Genomic DNA, 16,405 nt, shown 5'->3' with positions numbered 1-16,405 from the left:
GAGGATGCGTGTCATTTCTCCGGTCCTATTTCGCTTGTTACCTTCTTGTGATTTTTAGATACCTAGCAAATCTTGCAAGCTAGGTATCTATTACTTTACTTATTCTTGACTCAAACCTTCAGCCCAGTCATACGACTTTAAGTATGGATCAGGCTTTACTTGCTCACCTGAATTCCAAACCTCTTTGAAAAGGCCATCAGCCTGAACTTCTCCGATTCGGACAGTCTTATAAATATGCTGTGTTTCACCATCAATTTTCACAACACCACCAGGTGCTTTGAATTCAATTCCATCAGAAGCTTCTTTAACTTTATCCACTTCAAATGATCCAGCTTTTTCAACAGCTTCTTTCCATAAATAAACAGCAATATAAGCAGCTTCAATCGGGTCACCTGTTACTCGGTCTTCACCGTATTTAGCTTTATAATTTTCTACAAATGTCTTGTTTTCGGGAGTATCCGTTGTTTGGTAATAGTTCCAAGCAGCATAATGACCTTCTAATACATCTGTACCAATCCCGCGTATTTCTTCTTCAGCAACACTTACTGACATAACCGGAATATCTTCTGGAGTAATTCCTGCATCTTTAAGTTGCTTAAAGAATGCAACATTACTATCTCCGTTTAATGTATTAAAAATAGCATCTGGTTTTTCGGCTTTAATTTTACTAATAATTGTGTTGTAGTCTGTGTGTCCAAGAGGTGTATATTCTTCAGCAACTACTGTTCCGCCTTTTGCTTTTAATTGTGCATTTACAATTTTATTTGCTGTACGGGGAAATACATAATCAGATCCTACCAAGAAAATATTCTTCCCTTGATTTTCTAACATCCAATCAATTGCAGGAACGATTTGTTGATTCGTTGTAGCTCCTGTATAAAAAATATTTGGAGATTGTTCCATCCCTTCATACTGAACCGGATACCATAGTAAACCGTTATTTTGTTCAACAACTGGAAGCATCGCTTTACGGCTTGCAGATGTCCATCCGCCAAAAATGGTAGCTACTTTATCTTGTTGAAGAAGTTTTCTAGCCTTCTCAGCAAAAGTAGGCCAATCAGAAGCACCATCCTCAACTATTGGTTCAATCCGCTTTCCTAGTACTCCTCCTGCTGCATTAATTTCCTCAATTGCCATTAGCTCTGCGTCACGTAAAGAAACCTCACTTATTGCCATTGTTCCGCTTAACGAATGCAAAATTCCAACCTGAACTGTATCACTTTCAGTACTCACAGTTGCAGATGAATCACTCGTTCCATTTCCTGAAGATGGTTCACTCGTTTGGGCTGCACACGCACCGAGCATAAATACAGACATCATCATTGCCAAAAAACCTTTTTTCATTTTCAACACAACAACACTCCTTCTTTCCTTATTCTTTACACTAAACGTTATAAACACCAACCTTTTATGTAAGAAAAGTTAACATCTATATATTCAAATTATACATAATTTCCCTAACTTAACAATATTTTTTTGAAAATTTTAAAAACTTTTTATTGCAAACGCTATTATTTATGGTCCTCGTATCTGCTTTCATTCGTATTAAATATGGTTTTTATCGTTAATTTTTCCATTGTTAGATTTTATAACATAATAAAAAAGGCTATCTATATTTAGATAGCCTCAAGAGGTGTTATTTTCCAATAAACATTTGAGTCCAGTGATGTCCATTAGAGTCATAACCAATTCCAATATGAGTAAAATCTTTACTTAAAATATTCTTTCTATGCCCTTCACTATTCATCCAAGCTTGAACGACTTCTTGCGCTGATCGTTGACCTTGAGCAATATTTTCCCCAGCCGTTTTGTACGTCACACCAAAATCTCTCATCATATCGAACGGTGAACCGTAGGTAGGACTTGTATGTGAGAAATAATTATTTTGTCGCATATCTTCCGACTTTTTCTGAGCAACACCGCTTAATTGTGTGTCAGCTTTAAGAGCTGGTAAACCATTCTTTTTTCTTTCAGCATTTGTTAAGTCAATAACCTGTTGTGCAACTTGACTAACACCTTGAGCCTGAGGCTCATCTTTCTTTGGTGCTTCAGCAGCTGGTTGTTGTTGTTGAGGTTGAGCTGGTTCTTGTTTTTGCTGCTGATCAGTCGCTTGCTCTTGTTGCTCAGCAGGAGCTTGATTTTGCTGTTGTTGATTATTTTGTGCTTGCTGTCTATCAGTAGGTGCCTGCTGTCTGTTTGCCGACTGTTGTTGCTGTGATTGATATTGTTTTGCAATTTGATTTCCATATTGAAGAGCTTGCTGCTTTTGCTGATCAATAAATTGTCTTGCCTGCTTTTCAGCTTCTTCTTTTGAATTTGCTTTTATAAATTTATATTTAGCTTCTTGAACAGCAATGGCTCTTGTATGCGGATAATCTTTACTTGATAACTCTGTTTTTGAACTTGATATTGTCATACCATTTGGATCTTTCGTTAGCATCCGGTCTGGTACATTACTGAAATCATCGTCGTTCATGTTGTTGTCAGGATTTCTCGTATCGATATCCCGAGCAAGCGGACCATAGCTACGCCCATGGTAATTTACATTTTCTGCAACATCAACGTTATCTCTATATTCACCATCTAAAGCACCTTCATTGTTGTTACATGCTACTAGACCAACAATCATTACACTAGTTGCCACTAATCCAAACTTCTTTTTTATCAACACAAACCCCTCCTTTTATATAATCACCTACCCCTTTATTTTCTTTCTTTTTCTTAAAAGTATGATGGTAATAAACTTGTGTAATGGAGGAATTCATACATTTCGGGTAATAAACACCAAAAAGACTGTCTCATATAAGACAGTCTCTTTGTGTTATGGTTGTGCCACTTCTTGAATGATAGCCAAAACCAGTTCAGCGGTTTTCTCAAGTTCTTCAATTGGCATTTTTTCGTTTGTTGTATGAATCTCTTCATACCCAACAGCTAAATTAACAGTTGGAACACCATTCCCTGCAATGACGTTTGCATCACTGCCGCCACCACTTGTTTGAAGCTCACTTTCACGACCTATTTTAACTGCAGCTCGTTTTGCCACCTCAACAACATGATCGCCATCACCAAATTTAAATCCAGGGTACATAACATCCACTTCTACTTCAGCTCTTCCACCCATTTCAGAGGCAACACTTTCGAATGCTTCTTTCATTTTTTTCACTTGTGCTTCCATTTTTTCCGGTATAAGCGATCTTGCTTCAGCTAGAATATGAACAAGGTCACAAACAATATTAGTCTGTGTCCCACCCTCAAAGCGACCGATGTTCGCTGTCGTTTCATGATCAATTCTGCCTAACGGCATTTTGGCAATAGCCTTTGCAGCGATTGTGATAGCAGAAACACCTTTTTCCGGAGCTACACCGGCATGTGCAGTTTTTCCATAAATCGTCGCTTTTACTTTGGCTTGAGTTGGTGCAGCTACAATGATTGTACCCACTTTGCCATCACTGTCGAGCGCATATCCATATTTTGCCGTCATAAGGCCAGGATCCAGCGCTTTAGCACCCACAAGCCCTGACTCTTCACCAGCAGTAATTACAAATTCAATTTTACCATGTGCAATATTTTGTTCCTTCAGGGTCTTGATTGCTTCAAGCATAGCCGCTAGTCCAGCCTTATCATCTGCACCTAGAATAGTCGTTCCATCTGTCACTACATACCCATCTTTAATGCTAGGTTTAATGCCTCTACCTGGAACAACTGTGTCCATGTGTGATGTGAAATATATTGTATCGATATTTTCAGTTGTTGCTTCAAGTGTACAGATTAAGTTTCCAGCTCCATGACCTGTTGTTTTCATGGAGTCATCTTCAATCACTTCTAAGCCTAGTTCTGTGAATTTAGTTTTAAGCACTTTTGCAATTTCTGTTTCAAATTTTGTTTCCGAATCAATTTGAACAAGCTCTAAAAATTCATCAAGTAATCGTTGTTTATTGATCATCATTCATTACCTCCAATTAAGTTAAAGGGGAATATTCCCGTGTTTTTTTGCTGGTCTACTTTCTTTTTTTGTTTTTAACATGTCGAGAGCCTGAATAAGCTTAATTCTAGTATCCCGCGGATCAATGACATCATCAACCATTCCTTGACTTGCAGCAACATAAGGGTTTGCAAACTTTTCTCGATACTCTTCGATTTTTTGGGCTCTGGTTAATTCAGGATCTGAACTTTCCTCAATTTCCTTTGCAAAGATAATATTAGCTGCTCCTTGAGGACCCATTACCGCTATCTCTGCATTAGGCCAAGCAAAAACAAGATCTGCTCCTATAGATTTGCTATTCAATGCAACATATGCACCACCATAGGCTTTTCTCAGGATAACTGTTAATTTCGGAACTGTTGCTTCAGAGTATGCATATAAAATTTTCGCACCATGTCTGATAATTCCACCGTGCTCCTGTTTAACGCCCGGAAAAAAACCTGTAACATCTTCAAATGTAATTAACGGTATTTGGAATGAGTCACAAAAGCGAATAAATCTGGCCGCTTTATCAGATGAATCAATATCTAAACCGCCTGCCAAATACTTTGGCTGATTACAAACAAGACCAACGACCTTTCCTTTAACCCTCGCTAACCCAATCACAATGTTTTTGGCAAAGTTTTTATGTATTTCAAAAAAAGATCCACTATCAACTACCTGTTCAACAACAAGGCGAACATCATAGGGACGAACAGTATCAAATGGGATGAGCTCCGTTAAATCCGGGCGATAATCAGATTCCCCACTATACTGAGAAACAGGTGGCTTTTGTTCATTATTTTGTGGTAAATAACTTAATAATTTTCGTACTTTTAGTAAGACGTCTTCTTCCGTAACTCCTGAAAAATGAGCATTACCACTAATTGTATTATGTACATTAGCTCCGCCTAAATCCTCAGAGCTGATTTTTTCTCCTGTGACAGTTTCTATCACTTTAGGCCCTGTAATAAACATCTGACTAGTCTTTTCTACCATAAATACAAAGTCAGTAATGGCCGGCGAGTAGACCGCTCCACCAGCACAAGGTCCAAGAATGACAGAAATTTGGGGAATCACTCCTGAATAGATCGTATTTCGATAAAAAACTTGTCCGTATCCATCTAATGATACCACACCTTCCTGGATTCTCGCACCGCCCGAGTCATTTAGACCGATAAAAGGTGTTCCATTTTTTGCGGCAAGGTCCATGACAGCAGTGATTTTTTTTGCATGCATTTCTCCAAGCGCTCCACCAAAAACAGTAAAATCCTGTGAAAACAAATAAATTGGTCTTCCATTTACTTTACCATACCCGGTAACAACACCATCTCCGGGACCTTTCTTAGAAGAAAGTCCAAAATCATTGCATCTATGCTCGATAAAAGGATTTATTTCCACGAAAGATCCCTCATCAAGTAATAGGTCAATTCTCTCCCTCGCTGTTAGTTTTCCCTTTTCGTGTTGTTTTTCTACTTTTTTATCCCCTCCACCAAGCTCTACTTCACGTCTTTTATCATATAATTCATTAATTTTGTCATAAATATCATGATTCATCTCGATCACCACCATGGCTTTTTTCACATAACTCAACTAATACATTTTTAGCTGCTTTAGGATGGAGAAAAGCAATTCGGTTATTATCTGCTCCTTTTCGTGGAACTCCATCAATAAGCGGAATGCCGCGTGTTTTTAGTTCTTCCAGCCGAATAGAAAGATCATCCACTCCGAATGCTATATGATGAATACCTTCTCCTTTGTTTTCCAAAAATTTCGCAATTGGGCTATCAGCTGACATTGGTTCGAGTAATTCAATCTTTGTTTCTCCTCCAGCTGATAAAAAAGCGACCTTTACTTGTTGAGCATATACCTCTTCCATTCCCAAAAAATGTAGTTGTAAAATATCTTTATAGAAAAACAATGCTTCTTCAATTGAATGCACAGCAATACCAATATGATCAACTTTTCTTACCATTGGTAACATCCACTCCTTTTTTGCAAACGTTATCAAGATATAATAATCTTCTCTTTCTTCAAAAGAAATCCCTCTATTTTTGACGAATTAATTTCACATTTTAACGGTTGTCCGAACGATCCATTCACGATAGAATAATACTTACAAGGAGTGAAGAAAAATGTCCCGTAAAACACAAAAAGTTGTTGTTTATTTAATGATTGGAGTTATGCTGATTACGACATTACTTGCAGGAGTTTCTGTTTGGTTTTAGGAAATTTCATATCCATTACTAATGAAAAAAATTAGCCAATCTAACTTAATTAAGAGAGCCTACGTTTACTTATACGATCTTATATAAAGTTTTAGACTATCTGAGCATTCAAAAAAGAGTCTGCACCTCAATTTATTGAGGTGCAGACTCTTTTTGTATAGCTCCATTTTCGATAGCTAGCTGTTCAAACGATCGGTCAGAATTTGTAATGAAAACTTTTGTACCTAGAGGAACATTTTCATATATATCTTCCACTTTTTTGTTTTGCAATCTTACACAGCCCTGCGTAACATAGGAGCCTATTGATTTATCATTGTTTGTCCCGTGTATTCCATATGTCCGTCCATCTGTTCCTTCAGCATCAAACCCAATCCACCTGGTCCCAAGCGGATTTCTTTTGTCACCGCCAGGGATGTCCTTCTTACGATAATATGGATCAACCGCTTTAACGGTTACGGTAAATTCTCCTTCAGGAGTAAGCTCTTCTGTTATACCAGTCGCCACTTGATAGATCTCTTTTATTTCATTTTCATGAACAAATGCCATCTCATTTTTATGTTTATTTATAATGAGATACGGATCACCAGGCACGGGATTTTCTCCAAGAGGCCAAATTGGGGATTGAACGATAAAAAGAAAGAGAAGCAAATACCTCATTTCATCAGCATCCTTTTCCCTTAATATGATCATTACTTTAAGGTTCCATTCCTTTAAAATGACTTTTAATAATAAGATATTGCTCCATCTCTCTTATAAAGTGATACAAAGCTGCTCTTGCTTCAAATTCCTCTCTGGTTTTCGGTAAATCCATTTCTTCAAAAGACTTCTTCATGTTAAGTAGCTGGACTAAATACTTATGAGCAGTATTGCCCGGATGGATATTTACCTTAAGTTCATGTAGAAAGTCAGCAATCATTTTACTTTGCTCGACTGCAATATGTATAGACGTAATACTGGGAATGACGCGCTCGATAATTTCAAATTGTTTTTCTCTCATTTTAAAATAGTGATAATATGAATTTTCATGCCGTAAAAAATGGTTTTCCACATCACGAAACGCCAATGTTTTTGCCTCATTTATCAGCTGTGCTGTTATGGTAATTTCTTTTCCATCCCACCTTCTATCTTTTTGAATGAGATAAAGTTCAATTTCGTGAAAAATACTTGCTAAATTCTCTTCAATTTGAATTTGATAGTTTTTTAATTTCTTCTCAACACTCGGCATATACAAATTCATCACTAGTGCAACCCCAATACCTATTGTCACTAGTAATAATTCATTCCCGATAACTTGAAAGGTTATGTGATTTGTACTAAATAGATGAAAAATAACGACCGTACTTGTTACAATGCCTTGAGTTGCTTTCACGATGACAGTAGCAGGTATAAATAGTAGTAATAATAAACCTATAATTAACGGATGATAAGCAATTCCCTCAAAGAAAATAAAAGAAAAGATCATGGCAAGGGAACAGGCTAGGAATCGTTCCCACGAACTCCTGAGTGATTTCTTCTTTGTCACTTGTATGCATAAAATGGTGATAATTCCTGCAGATGTATAATATTCTAAGCCGATAAACTGTGCCAGTATAATCGAAATCGTAGTACCTAATGCAGTTTTTGCCGTACGGTAACCTATTTTAAACATAAAAAACTCCTTAACATATCATTCTGTTGAATAGTTTACACTAATTAACAAGAAAAGATTAGAAACACTTGGCTTATCGTCAAGTCCTAATGGCGAAAGCCTTAGTTTTTCTTATACTATTATCCATAAAATTTATATACTTTCTGATAGTACGAAAAAAGATGATCAATTTGACCACCTTTTTTCAAATATATTCATCTTTTTAAAGCATCTTCTCCAGGAATTCCCGTGCGCGTTTTGTCTTTGGCACTGTGAAGAAATCACCAGGAGGTGCATCTTCTACCAGTAATCCTCCGTCTAAGAAAAGAACTCGATCTGCGACTTCTTTTGCAAAGCCCATTTCATGTGTAACAATCGCCATCGTCATTCCGGTTTGCGCTAAATCCTTCATTACTTCCAGAACCTCTTTTACCATCTCCGGATCTAGCGCAGATGTTGGCTCATCAAATAACATAACATCCGGATTCATCGCAAGTGCTCTCGCAATGGCCACCCGTTGCTTTTGCCCTCCGGATAAACGATTAGGATATGCATCAGCCTTTTCCAGAAGACCTACTTTTTTCAATAAATCGTTCCCTTTCTCCTCAGCTTCTTGTTTGGAGAGACCCTTGACCGTAATTGGTGCATACGTAATATTATCCAGTACGGTTTTATGAGGAAAAAGATGAAAATGCTGAAACACCATTCCTACATTTTGTCTAACTTTCGCAATATCTGTTTTACGATCCGTTATATCGATATTATTTATATGAATTTTACCATCAGTAGGTTTTTCTAATAGATTCATGCAACGTAAAAAGGTTGATTTTCCTGAACCAGAAGGACCAATGATGGCAATTACCTCACCTGAAGCAATTGTCGTTGATATTCCTTTTAAAACGTCTAATTTTCCGTATGATTTATGCAAATTGTCTACTTTAATCACTTCGTCTCATTCTCCCTTCTATTCCTTTACCAAGAAGTGTTAAGAACATGACTAATAGATAATAAATTAATCCTGCAAAAATTAATGGCGCAAAATAATTATAAGAATCTGCCCCCACTTGATATGCTCTTCTCATAATATCTTGTACACCGATTACCGTTACAATAGCGGATTCTTTAGTTAGTGTAATAAATTCATTCATTAATGCAGGCAAGATGTTTTTAAATGCTTGTGGTAAGATAATGTCCTTCATCATTTTTGAATACGGAACACCTAATGCCATTGATGCCTCTTGTTGACCTTTATCTATAGCATTAATTCCAGCACGAATAATCTCTGAAATATATGCTCCCGAATTTAATGTAAAGGCAGCAACCGCAGCTGGATATGGGTCTATTGGAAACCCGAGAATTTGCGGTAAACCAAAATAAATAATCAATAATTGCAGAACTAGAGGAGTCCCTCTAAAAATGGATGTATACGCATCTGCAATCCACATTAATGGCTTAATTCGACTTATCTTAAATAAAGCAAGGATAATTCCCCACACAAATCCAAGCAACAATGATAAGACAACAATTTTTAAAGTTACCCAGATTCCCTCAAGAATAAAGGGAAGTGAAGGAACAATTGAAGAAAAATTCAAAATATCCATTTCCTTCTCTAACTCCTTTCCAATTCAATAATTAGTTCTGATAAAAGAAACTGTCATCCATAAAAAAGGGCTGACTCAAGCTTAAGGGAATCCCTTCTGAGTTAGCCTCTCTCTATCAATTCCAATTTACCCTTATTCCTGCCCACCGAACCATTTTACGATTAACTCGTCAAGCTCGCCGTTTTCTTTCATTTCATTTAATGCTTTATTAAACTCTTCTGTATATTCGCTTCCTTTTTGGAATGCAATCGCTGAACCAGCTTCTTCAGCTGAATCAAGTGTAAATCCTGTTAATTGATCATCTTTTGAAAAATAACCTTCAGCAACTTTATCTTCAATAATAGCAGCGTCAATTCTGCCTGATTTCATTTCTTGAACTAATTCAGAGATTTTATTGCGATTTTCGATTTTAACATCTACTTCTTCTGAAATTTCAGTTGCTTTTTCTTCTTGAATCGATCCTAATTGAACTCCAATCGTTTTACCTTCTAATTCCTCAACTGTTTTTATTTCCTTGTCTTTAAGTGAAACGATCATGTGTTTTGCACTATAGTAAACATCTGAGAAATCTACATTTTCTTCACGCTCTGGTGTTGGTGTCATACCTGATAGAACAATATCAATTTGTTTTGCTTGTAATGCAGGAATCAAACTATTAAAATCCATATCTTGAATTTCAACTTCATATCCGGTTTTTTCTGCTAGAGCATTTACTAAATCAATATCAAAACCAATGATGTCACTGCCTTTTGCCGTATCAATATATTCAAAAGGAGGATAATCTGCAGATGTTGCCATCTTTAATACTTTTTTGTCCTCTCCTTCTGCACCTGATGAAGTATCATTTCCTTCCTTTTCAGCTGTTCCGCAAGCAGCTAGTAAACCTACAACTAATAAGCTTATAATGAATAACGAAAGTTTCTTCATTTTAGTTTCCTCCTATAATGTATTATCTTTTTAGTATTATCTACATATGTACGATAATCTATCTAATATTTATTCGATAATTTGTATTTTATCACAGGTTAATATTTATGCAATCAATATTTATAAAAATGTATTTATAAAAATTTTTTGACGATTAACACTTTTCCAAAAAAGTGAATAAACCCGCAAAAACATTGTATATATTATCCAAAAATAAAGAGACATGTGACGATCACCATGTCTCTTTGACTTTTTTATCTATTATACCTCTTCACAATACTCGTCAAAAGCTGATTGCAACTTCGCTACAACTGACATCGGATCATGGCCTTCAATTTCATGACGTTCAACCATTGTCAGCAGCTTTCCATCCTTCAATAAAGCAAATGATGGAGATGAAGGCGGGTATCCTGTGAACATTTCACGTGCCCTTGCAGTTGCATCCTTATCTTGACCTGCAAATACAGTAACCAGCTGATCAGGGCGTTTGTCATAATGAACAGCATGTGCTGCTGCTGGTCTCGCGATTCCGCCAGCACAACCACAAACACTGTTAACCATTACAAGTGTTGTTCCTTTTTTATTCAGTACCTCATCAACCTCTTCCGGACTTGTAAGCTCTGTATAACCTGCTGCAACGATTTCTTTACGAGCTTGTTGCACAATATCATTCATAAATAAATTAAAATCCATGTTCAAAAAAATCTCTCCTTTATCATCAATAAAACTATTTTACCAAGCTTTCTATTAATTGGGCAAATAGATCGCTTATCGTTTATGTTCTAAATACATTTGCACTAATTCCAACGCGGTACTGCTTACATGTTTTGTCCCTGTTTTAACCGTTTGTTCAGCTACATTAAGCTCTTTTTTTATAAGCGGTTGATCGTAAAAATGACGAAATAACTCTTGTTTGATTAGGTCATGAAGCCAATTTAATTGTTGTTCACTGCGTCTTTGATAAAAAAGATTGCTTTTTTTTGTTTGCTTCTCAAAGTCTTTCACGATTTCCCATATGTCCTCGACCCCTGTTCCCTCCAATGCTGAAGCAGTAACAGCCCTTGTTTCCCAGTCTTTTGTATAGGATGTTAAAAAGTGAAGAATAGAGTTATACTCACTTTTTGCTTTGTTAGCCCTGGACATATTTTCTCCATCTGCTTTGTTCACTACAACTAAATCTGGTAACTCCATAATTCCTTTTTTCATCGTTTGTAATTCATCACCGGCTCCGGTTAATACAAGTAGAAGGAAAAAATCAACCATTTCCCGTACAAGAAATTCCCCTTGCCCTACCCCCATCGTTTCAACAAGAATTATATTATACCCGGCGGCTTCACATAAAATGATCGTTTCTCTTGTTTTCCTACTAACTCCACCAAGATTTCCACCGGAGGGAGAGGGTCTTATATAAGCATTTGGATGCTTTGATAATCTCTCCATCCTCGTTTTATCTCCCATTATACTTCCTTTAGAAACTTGACTTGTCGGATCAATGGCAAGAACAGCCACACGGTATCCTTGTTCACAGAGATACATTCCAAACGAGTCAATGAATGTACTTTTACCTGCACCTGGTACACCTGTTATTCCGATACGAATTGTAGAATGGTTTTTTTGAAGCAATGATTCAATTATATTCTGTGCTTTTTCAAAATGTTGTTTTGCATTACTTTCTACCAATGTGATGGCTTGTGCTAGTAAAACTCGGTCTCCTCTTTCAATTCCTGATATAAGCTGTTCTACAGGAGTGTCCGTTTTTTTCTTTACGAACTTTTTCATTCGCCGACTTCCTCATATCCAAGTCTTTCAAAAATTTTGTTCACTACTTTTGTGGCAGCAACAGGTATGACCGTTCCTGGTCCGAAAATTTCTGCAGCTCCTTTATCCATTAATTCTTCATAATCCTGGTATGGGATTACTCCGCCAATTATAACAAGTATATCTTCCCTACCAAGCTTTCTTAATTCATCCACTAATTGCGGTAATAACGTTTTGTGACCTGCCGCTAATGAGCTCAAGCCCACCACATGAACATCATTTTCTACAGCTTGTGCAGCTGTTTCTTCAGGTGTTTGAAAAAGTGGACCAATATCAACATCAAAGCCCAAATCTGCAAATGCTGTTGAGATTACCTTTGCTCCTCTATCATGACCATCCTGACCCATTTTGGCGATTAAAATCCTTGGTCGTCTTCCTTCAAGTTGATAGAATTGATCCGTTAATTCTCTTACTCTCTTTATTTCATCTTCATTAGAAAATTCGGAACTATACACACCACTAATACTGCGTATCATCGCTTGATGACGTTTTGAAACCTTCTCAATGGCGAAGGAAATTTCACCTAAAGTGGCCCTTTGTCTTGCCGCTTCAACAGCTAATTCCAACAAATTTCCCGTTTTTGCAGCAGCACATTTAGTTAATGCCTGCAGTGCCTTTGTCACTTTTCTATCATCTCGATTTGCTTTTAATTGCGTAATCTTTGCAATTTGCTTATTTCTTACTTCTTGATTATCGATTGATAGTATATCGATTGGTTCCTCTTGATCTAACTTAAATTTATTTACACCAATGATTGCTTCTTGACCCGAATCAATTTTCGCCTGTCTCCGGGCAGCAGCTTCCTCAATTTTCATCTTGGGCAAACCTATTTCAATTGCCTTCGTCATCCCGCCCAGCTCCTCAATTTCTTTCATATGCAGCTTCGCTCTCTCGATTAAAGAATGGGTGAGTGATTCAACATAATAAGAACCACCCCAAGGATCAATCACATCACAGATCCCGGTTTCATGTTGAAGGTAAAGTTGTGTATTTCGAGCAATCCTTGCTGAAAAATCAGTCGGCAATGCAATTGCTTCATCTAATGCATTGGTGTGAAGAGACTGGGTATGCCCCATTGCAGCTGCATGGGCTTCGATACACGTACGAACAACATTATTATAAGGATCTTGCTCTGTTAAGCTCCATCCTGATGTTTGAGAATGGGTTCTTAAGGCTGTTGACTTAGGGTTTTTCGGCTGAAATTCGTTTACAATCGATGTCCATAAGAAGCGGGCGGCCCTCATCTTTGCTACTTCCATGAAGTAATTCATTCCTATTGCCCAGAAAAATGACAACCTAGGGGCAAACTGGTCAATATCCAGACCGGCTTTAAGACCGGTACGAATATATTCAAGGCCATCTGCAAGTGTATAAGCAAGTTCAAGATCTGCAGGTGCTCCCGCTTCTTGCATATGGTAACCGGATATACTAATGCTATTGAACTTTGGCATGTTTTTCGATGTATATTCAAAAATATCACCTATAATTTTCATAGACATGTCAGGTGGATAAATATAGGTATTCCGAACCATATATTCTTTTAAAATATCGTTTTGGATTGTGCCACTAAGCTTTTCTATTGGAACTCCCTGTTCTTCTGCTGTCACGATATAAAAAGCCATGATAGGTAATACCGCACCGTTCATTGTCATAGAGACAGACATCTCATCTAATGGTATGCCATCAAATAATTGCTTCATATCTAAGATTGAATCGATCGCGACACCTGCCTTTCCAACATCTCCAGTAACCCGCGGATGATCAGAATCATAGCCCCTATGTGTTGCCAAATCAAACGCAACAGATAACCCTTTTTGTCCCATCTCTAAATTTCTTCGGTAAAATCTATTACTTTCTTCAGCTGTTGAAAATCCGGCATACTGTCTTATCGTCCATGGCCGATTCACATACATTGTCGAATATGGACCTCTTACAAAAGGCTCTATCCCGGGAAAAGACCCTAGATGTTGAAGAGAAGTTAAATCACGATCATCATAGTGACTCTTTATTTTAATTTGCTCATTTGTTAAGAAGGGTTTAGTTTTTGTATTTTGTTCCTGTTTAACTTGAACGAATGGAGAATTAGATAGATCACGTCTTTTCATTCTTTACTAACCCCCAAAATATTATGGATGTTTAGCAGAAATTGATAGATATCATCATGCAAAGAAATCACTCCAGATAGGTTGAGGTTATCTGTCATATCTTCCTCATTCCCCATGATATAAATGTAGAGGGATGGATTATCTTTCCTTAACTGTTGAATATAAGCGGAATCTACAACTTGAACATCTTCTTTTTTACCGCATAGAATCACAACTTGTAGGTTATGTATAGCTCTTAGGTCATCCCAAGAGGTAAGTTCAATTTCAATTCCTCCTGCTGCTAAGATTCCGCTAATTTGATCAAGGCTTGGCTTATAGTTCTTTAACTTTCCAAATGTAATGATTCCAACTTTGTCAAGACGACCTTTTTCTTTTGCTTTTTCAGCCTGAAAACGAAGCCTCTCAAAATGCTCAACTAATCTTTGACATTGAATGGGGTTAATTTGAAGTTTTTCTTTTTGATCGTCACCTTTCATTGTCGGAACTCTTTTCTCTTTATCAATATAGGTTAACACTTCCTGGAATGAAGGCTTAATCTCATTTAGATTGTTAGATATTTTTCCTTTTTCTTCCTTCTTAACCATTACTTTTTCATTTGTTAGAGCATATGCATTTGTTCCGATTACAAATTTTTCTCTATTATTTACTACCGCCATTCGTATTTCCCTCATCTTCTCGAGTTCATGCTGAATGGTTCCCTGTTTTAATTGAGGTAAAAACCCTCCATCGCGGTCAATTTCTTTTATTTTCTCCCATGCTTCCATCCCAAGTTGTTTCGTTATTGTTTCAACATAATAAGAACCAGAAGATGGATCAACAACCTTTGATAGTAAACTTTCTTCATTCAATATAAAGTATGTGTTCCTTGCTATTCTTTCTGCCAGAATACTAGATTGATTTAACACATGATCAAAAGGTAAAATAGTTATCTCATTAACTCCAGCAAGAACTGCAGAAAAACTTTCCGTTGTTGTACGAAGCAAGTTGACATGAGCATCAAATGCGGTTTTGTTAAAGGTTGTTGTAATAGCATGCAGGTTAACTTTATGCTCATGTGCATTTCCACCAAATGCTTGAACAATCGAAGCCCATATATCCCTTGCCGCTCGTAACTTAGCGATTTCCATAAAAAAATTTGATCCTACACCAAGGGAGATCGTTAATGAGTTCGCAATACTTTCAAATGAAATCCCCCTATTTATAAGCTCATTAATCAGATCAATCGCTTGAGAAAAAGTAAAAACTAGCTCTTGAAGTGCATTTGCTCCCGCTTCATTATAGATATGTCCTTTTATTACTAGACAGCGAACATGTCCTTCATTTGCGGCAGACCATTTAATCGTATCAGCCAAAAAATCCATTTTAGTTTCAAGTGAAACCTTACTTTCCCCTTCATGTAAAAGCTCCTCATAAGGATCAAAGCCAATCGTTCCAACAACATGTTTAAATTGATGCTGCATCTTGTGGTGGTGAAAGAACAAAGGCGTAAACCCTATGTTTTCTCCCACATCAATAAAAACAACATCCTCAGTCCAATCTATTGAAGAAAAAGCCTCAACCATGTCTTGATCTCTTTCTATATAATCAATATTTGTCATATAGAAGGAGTGTTGACCTCTTTTTTTTGCGTAGATTATTTTTTCTTTTAAATCTTGGGAATCTTTTGCTGATATTAATTGACTGATTTTTAACTGATGATTTTTTCCTTTTTGATGTATTCTACTCGTTTTATTATCATCTAGATCAAATTCATCGTATAACGCTTTGATAGCTATTCCTTCATCAGACATTTTTATTAAATTTTCTATGGGTTTCCCTCTTAATGATTTTTCCACTTCTTTTTCCCATGTTTTATGTTTCTCTCTAGTTACAGATGTTTTCTGTTCCTCCTCCATATTGCACCTCCAAATTGGAGGCCCACACCCCCTTTGAACTTTTACCTCATATCATATTATGCGGGCTTCCTTGTAGATAGTTACTTTACAGAAATCGCAATCACAACAAAAAGTATGCGCTTACATTTATTTATAATCTTATTCTATTATAATTTTCCCATCACAGCAATGAACATGCCTATGTTTTTTTGTTTCTTTATTATTAAAAAAAGTAACCGAAATATCGATTACTTTTTTCATGAT

The 16,405-nt window shown here is 36.8% G+C and carries 15 protein-coding genes; 1 reads left to right on the top strand and 14 read right to left on the bottom strand.

The features are described from left to right. Window positions 1-99: 99 nt before the first annotated feature. The 5 genes from urtA to mce all read right to left on the bottom strand — a co-directional run bounded on the left by urtA (window position 100) and on the right by mce (window position 5,936). Window positions 100-1,344 carry an urea ABC transporter substrate-binding protein gene (urtA, locus tag LC095_RS01905; RefSeq protein ID WP_226526549.1) on the bottom strand — a complete coding sequence of 415 codons (1,245 nt, stop codon included), beginning with the start codon at window positions 1,342-1,344 and terminating at the stop codon, window positions 100-102. A gap of 292 nt (window positions 1,345-1,636) precedes the next feature. Next, window positions 1,637-2,668: a CAP domain-containing protein gene (locus tag LC095_RS01900; protein WP_413467440.1), complete on the bottom strand. Its 1,032-nt coding sequence runs from the start codon at window positions 2,666-2,668 to the stop codon at window positions 1,637-1,639. A gap of 153 nt (window positions 2,669-2,821) precedes the next feature. Continuing rightward, window positions 2,822-3,943: a M20/M25/M40 family metallo-hydrolase gene (locus tag LC095_RS01895; protein WP_226526548.1), complete on the bottom strand. Its 1,122-nt coding sequence runs from the start codon at window positions 3,941-3,943 to the stop codon at window positions 2,822-2,824. 21 nt (window positions 3,944-3,964) lie between these two features. Further along, the gene (locus LC095_RS01890; RefSeq protein ID WP_226526547.1) at window positions 3,965-5,518 is read right to left on the bottom strand and encodes an acyl-CoA carboxylase subunit beta; all 1,554 of its coding nucleotides are present in this window, start codon (window positions 5,516-5,518) and stop codon (window positions 3,965-3,967) included. After that, on the bottom strand, window positions 5,508-5,936 hold the full coding sequence (gene mce / locus LC095_RS01885) for a methylmalonyl-CoA epimerase (RefSeq protein WP_226526546.1): 429 nt from the start codon (window positions 5,934-5,936) through the stop codon (window positions 5,508-5,510). The genes LC095_RS01890 and mce overlap by 11 nt, the downstream gene beginning before the upstream one ends. Before the next feature lie 160 nt (window positions 5,937-6,096). Between mce and prli42 the strand changes: the two genes are divergently transcribed. Then, complete coding sequence (gene prli42 / locus LC095_RS01880) at window positions 6,097-6,189, top strand: stressosome-associated protein Prli42 (RefSeq protein WP_156931818.1); 93 nt, start codon at window positions 6,097-6,099, stop codon at window positions 6,187-6,189. A gap of 132 nt (window positions 6,190-6,321) precedes the next feature. Here prli42 and LC095_RS01875 read toward each other — a convergent pair whose 3' ends face one another. The 9 genes from LC095_RS01875 to LC095_RS01835 all read right to left on the bottom strand — a co-directional run bounded on the left by LC095_RS01875 (window position 6,322) and on the right by LC095_RS01835 (window position 16,162). Next, window positions 6,322-6,846 (bottom strand): L,D-transpeptidase, encoded by a 525-nt coding sequence (locus LC095_RS01875; protein WP_226526735.1) that lies wholly within the window; start codon window positions 6,844-6,846, stop codon window positions 6,322-6,324. A 37-nt stretch (window positions 6,847-6,883) separates the two neighbouring features. After that, entirely contained in the window at window positions 6,884-7,837 is a 954-nt protein-coding gene (locus LC095_RS01870; protein WP_226526545.1) for an aromatic acid exporter family protein, read from the bottom strand. A gap of 202 nt (window positions 7,838-8,039) precedes the next feature. Beyond that, the gene (locus tag LC095_RS01865) at window positions 8,040-8,762 is read right to left on the bottom strand and encodes an amino acid ABC transporter ATP-binding protein (RefSeq protein ID WP_226526544.1); all 723 of its coding nucleotides are present in this window, start codon (window positions 8,760-8,762) and stop codon (window positions 8,040-8,042) included. Continuing rightward, on the bottom strand, window positions 8,755-9,417 hold the full coding sequence (locus LC095_RS01860; protein WP_026558879.1) for an amino acid ABC transporter permease: 663 nt from the start codon (window positions 9,415-9,417) through the stop codon (window positions 8,755-8,757). The genes LC095_RS01865 and LC095_RS01860 overlap by 8 nt, the downstream gene beginning before the upstream one ends. A gap of 132 nt (window positions 9,418-9,549) precedes the next feature. Continuing rightward, the gene (locus tag LC095_RS01855; RefSeq protein WP_226526543.1) at window positions 9,550-10,344 is read right to left on the bottom strand and encodes a transporter substrate-binding domain-containing protein; all 795 of its coding nucleotides are present in this window, start codon (window positions 10,342-10,344) and stop codon (window positions 9,550-9,552) included. Window positions 10,345-10,605: 261 nt separating this feature from the next. Then, on the bottom strand, window positions 10,606-11,043 hold the full coding sequence (locus tag LC095_RS01850) for a BrxA/BrxB family bacilliredoxin (protein ID WP_026558877.1): 438 nt from the start codon (window positions 11,041-11,043) through the stop codon (window positions 10,606-10,608). Between the two features lie 69 nt (window positions 11,044-11,112). Further along, the gene (gene meaB / locus LC095_RS01845; protein WP_226526542.1) at window positions 11,113-12,123 is read right to left on the bottom strand and encodes a methylmalonyl Co-A mutase-associated GTPase MeaB; all 1,011 of its coding nucleotides are present in this window, start codon (window positions 12,121-12,123) and stop codon (window positions 11,113-11,115) included. Beyond that, a complete protein-coding gene (scpA, locus tag LC095_RS01840) occupies window positions 12,120-14,267 on the bottom strand; it encodes a methylmalonyl-CoA mutase (protein ID WP_226526541.1) in 2,148 nt (715 codons plus the stop codon). Before scpA ends, meaB begins: the two co-directional genes overlap by 4 nt. After that, window positions 14,264-16,162 carry a methylmalonyl-CoA mutase family protein gene (locus tag LC095_RS01835; protein WP_226526540.1) on the bottom strand — a complete coding sequence of 633 codons (1,899 nt, stop codon included), beginning with the start codon at window positions 16,160-16,162 and terminating at the stop codon, window positions 14,264-14,266. The genes scpA and LC095_RS01835 overlap by 4 nt, the downstream gene beginning before the upstream one ends. Window positions 16,163-16,405: the final 243 nt, after the last annotated feature.

Source organism: Metabacillus niabensis (assembly GCF_020524345.1).
GTDB classification, from domain to species: Bacteria; Bacillota; Bacilli; order Bacillales; family Bacillaceae; genus Metabacillus; species Metabacillus niabensis_B.
Note: the sequence above shows the minus strand (reverse complement) of the source record. Positions and strands in the feature narration are given on the sequence as shown.

Excerpts from the sequence above, each read along its gene's own strand:
- LC095_RS01835 (WP_226526540.1), bottom strand. The coding sequence starts at position 16,162 with ATGGAGGAGGAACAGAAAACATCTGTAACTAGAGAGAAACATAAAACA.
- LC095_RS01890 (WP_226526547.1), bottom strand. The coding sequence starts at position 5,518 with ATGAATCATGATATTTATGACAAAATTAATGAATTATATGATAAAAGA.
- meaB (WP_226526542.1), bottom strand. The coding sequence starts at position 12,123 with ATGAAAAAGTTCGTAAAGAAAAAAACGGACACTCCTGTAGAACAGCTT.
- LC095_RS01895 (WP_226526548.1), bottom strand. The coding sequence starts at position 3,943 with ATGATCAATAAACAACGATTACTTGATGAATTTTTAGAGCTTGTTCAA.
- LC095_RS01855 (WP_226526543.1), bottom strand. The coding sequence starts at position 10,344 with ATGAAGAAACTTTCGTTATTCATTATAAGCTTATTAGTTGTAGGTTTA.
- LC095_RS01875 (WP_226526735.1), bottom strand. The coding sequence starts at position 6,846 with ATGAGGTATTTGCTTCTCTTTCTTTTTATCGTTCAATCCCCAATTTGG.
- LC095_RS01860 (WP_026558879.1), bottom strand. The coding sequence starts at position 9,417 with ATGGATATTTTGAATTTTTCTTCAATTGTTCCTTCACTTCCCTTTATT.
- urtA (WP_226526549.1), bottom strand. The coding sequence starts at position 1,344 with ATGAAAAAAGGTTTTTTGGCAATGATGATGTCTGTATTTATGCTCGGT.
- scpA (WP_226526541.1), bottom strand. The coding sequence starts at position 14,267 with ATGAAAAGACGTGATCTATCTAATTCTCCATTCGTTCAAGTTAAACAG.
- LC095_RS01870 (WP_226526545.1), bottom strand. The coding sequence starts at position 7,837 with ATGTTTAAAATAGGTTACCGTACGGCAAAAACTGCATTAGGTACTACG.
- mce (WP_226526546.1), bottom strand. The coding sequence starts at position 5,936 with ATGGTAAGAAAAGTTGATCATATTGGTATTGCTGTGCATTCAATTGAA.
- prli42 (WP_156931818.1), top strand. The coding sequence starts at position 6,097 with ATGTCCCGTAAAACACAAAAAGTTGTTGTTTATTTAATGATTGGAGTT.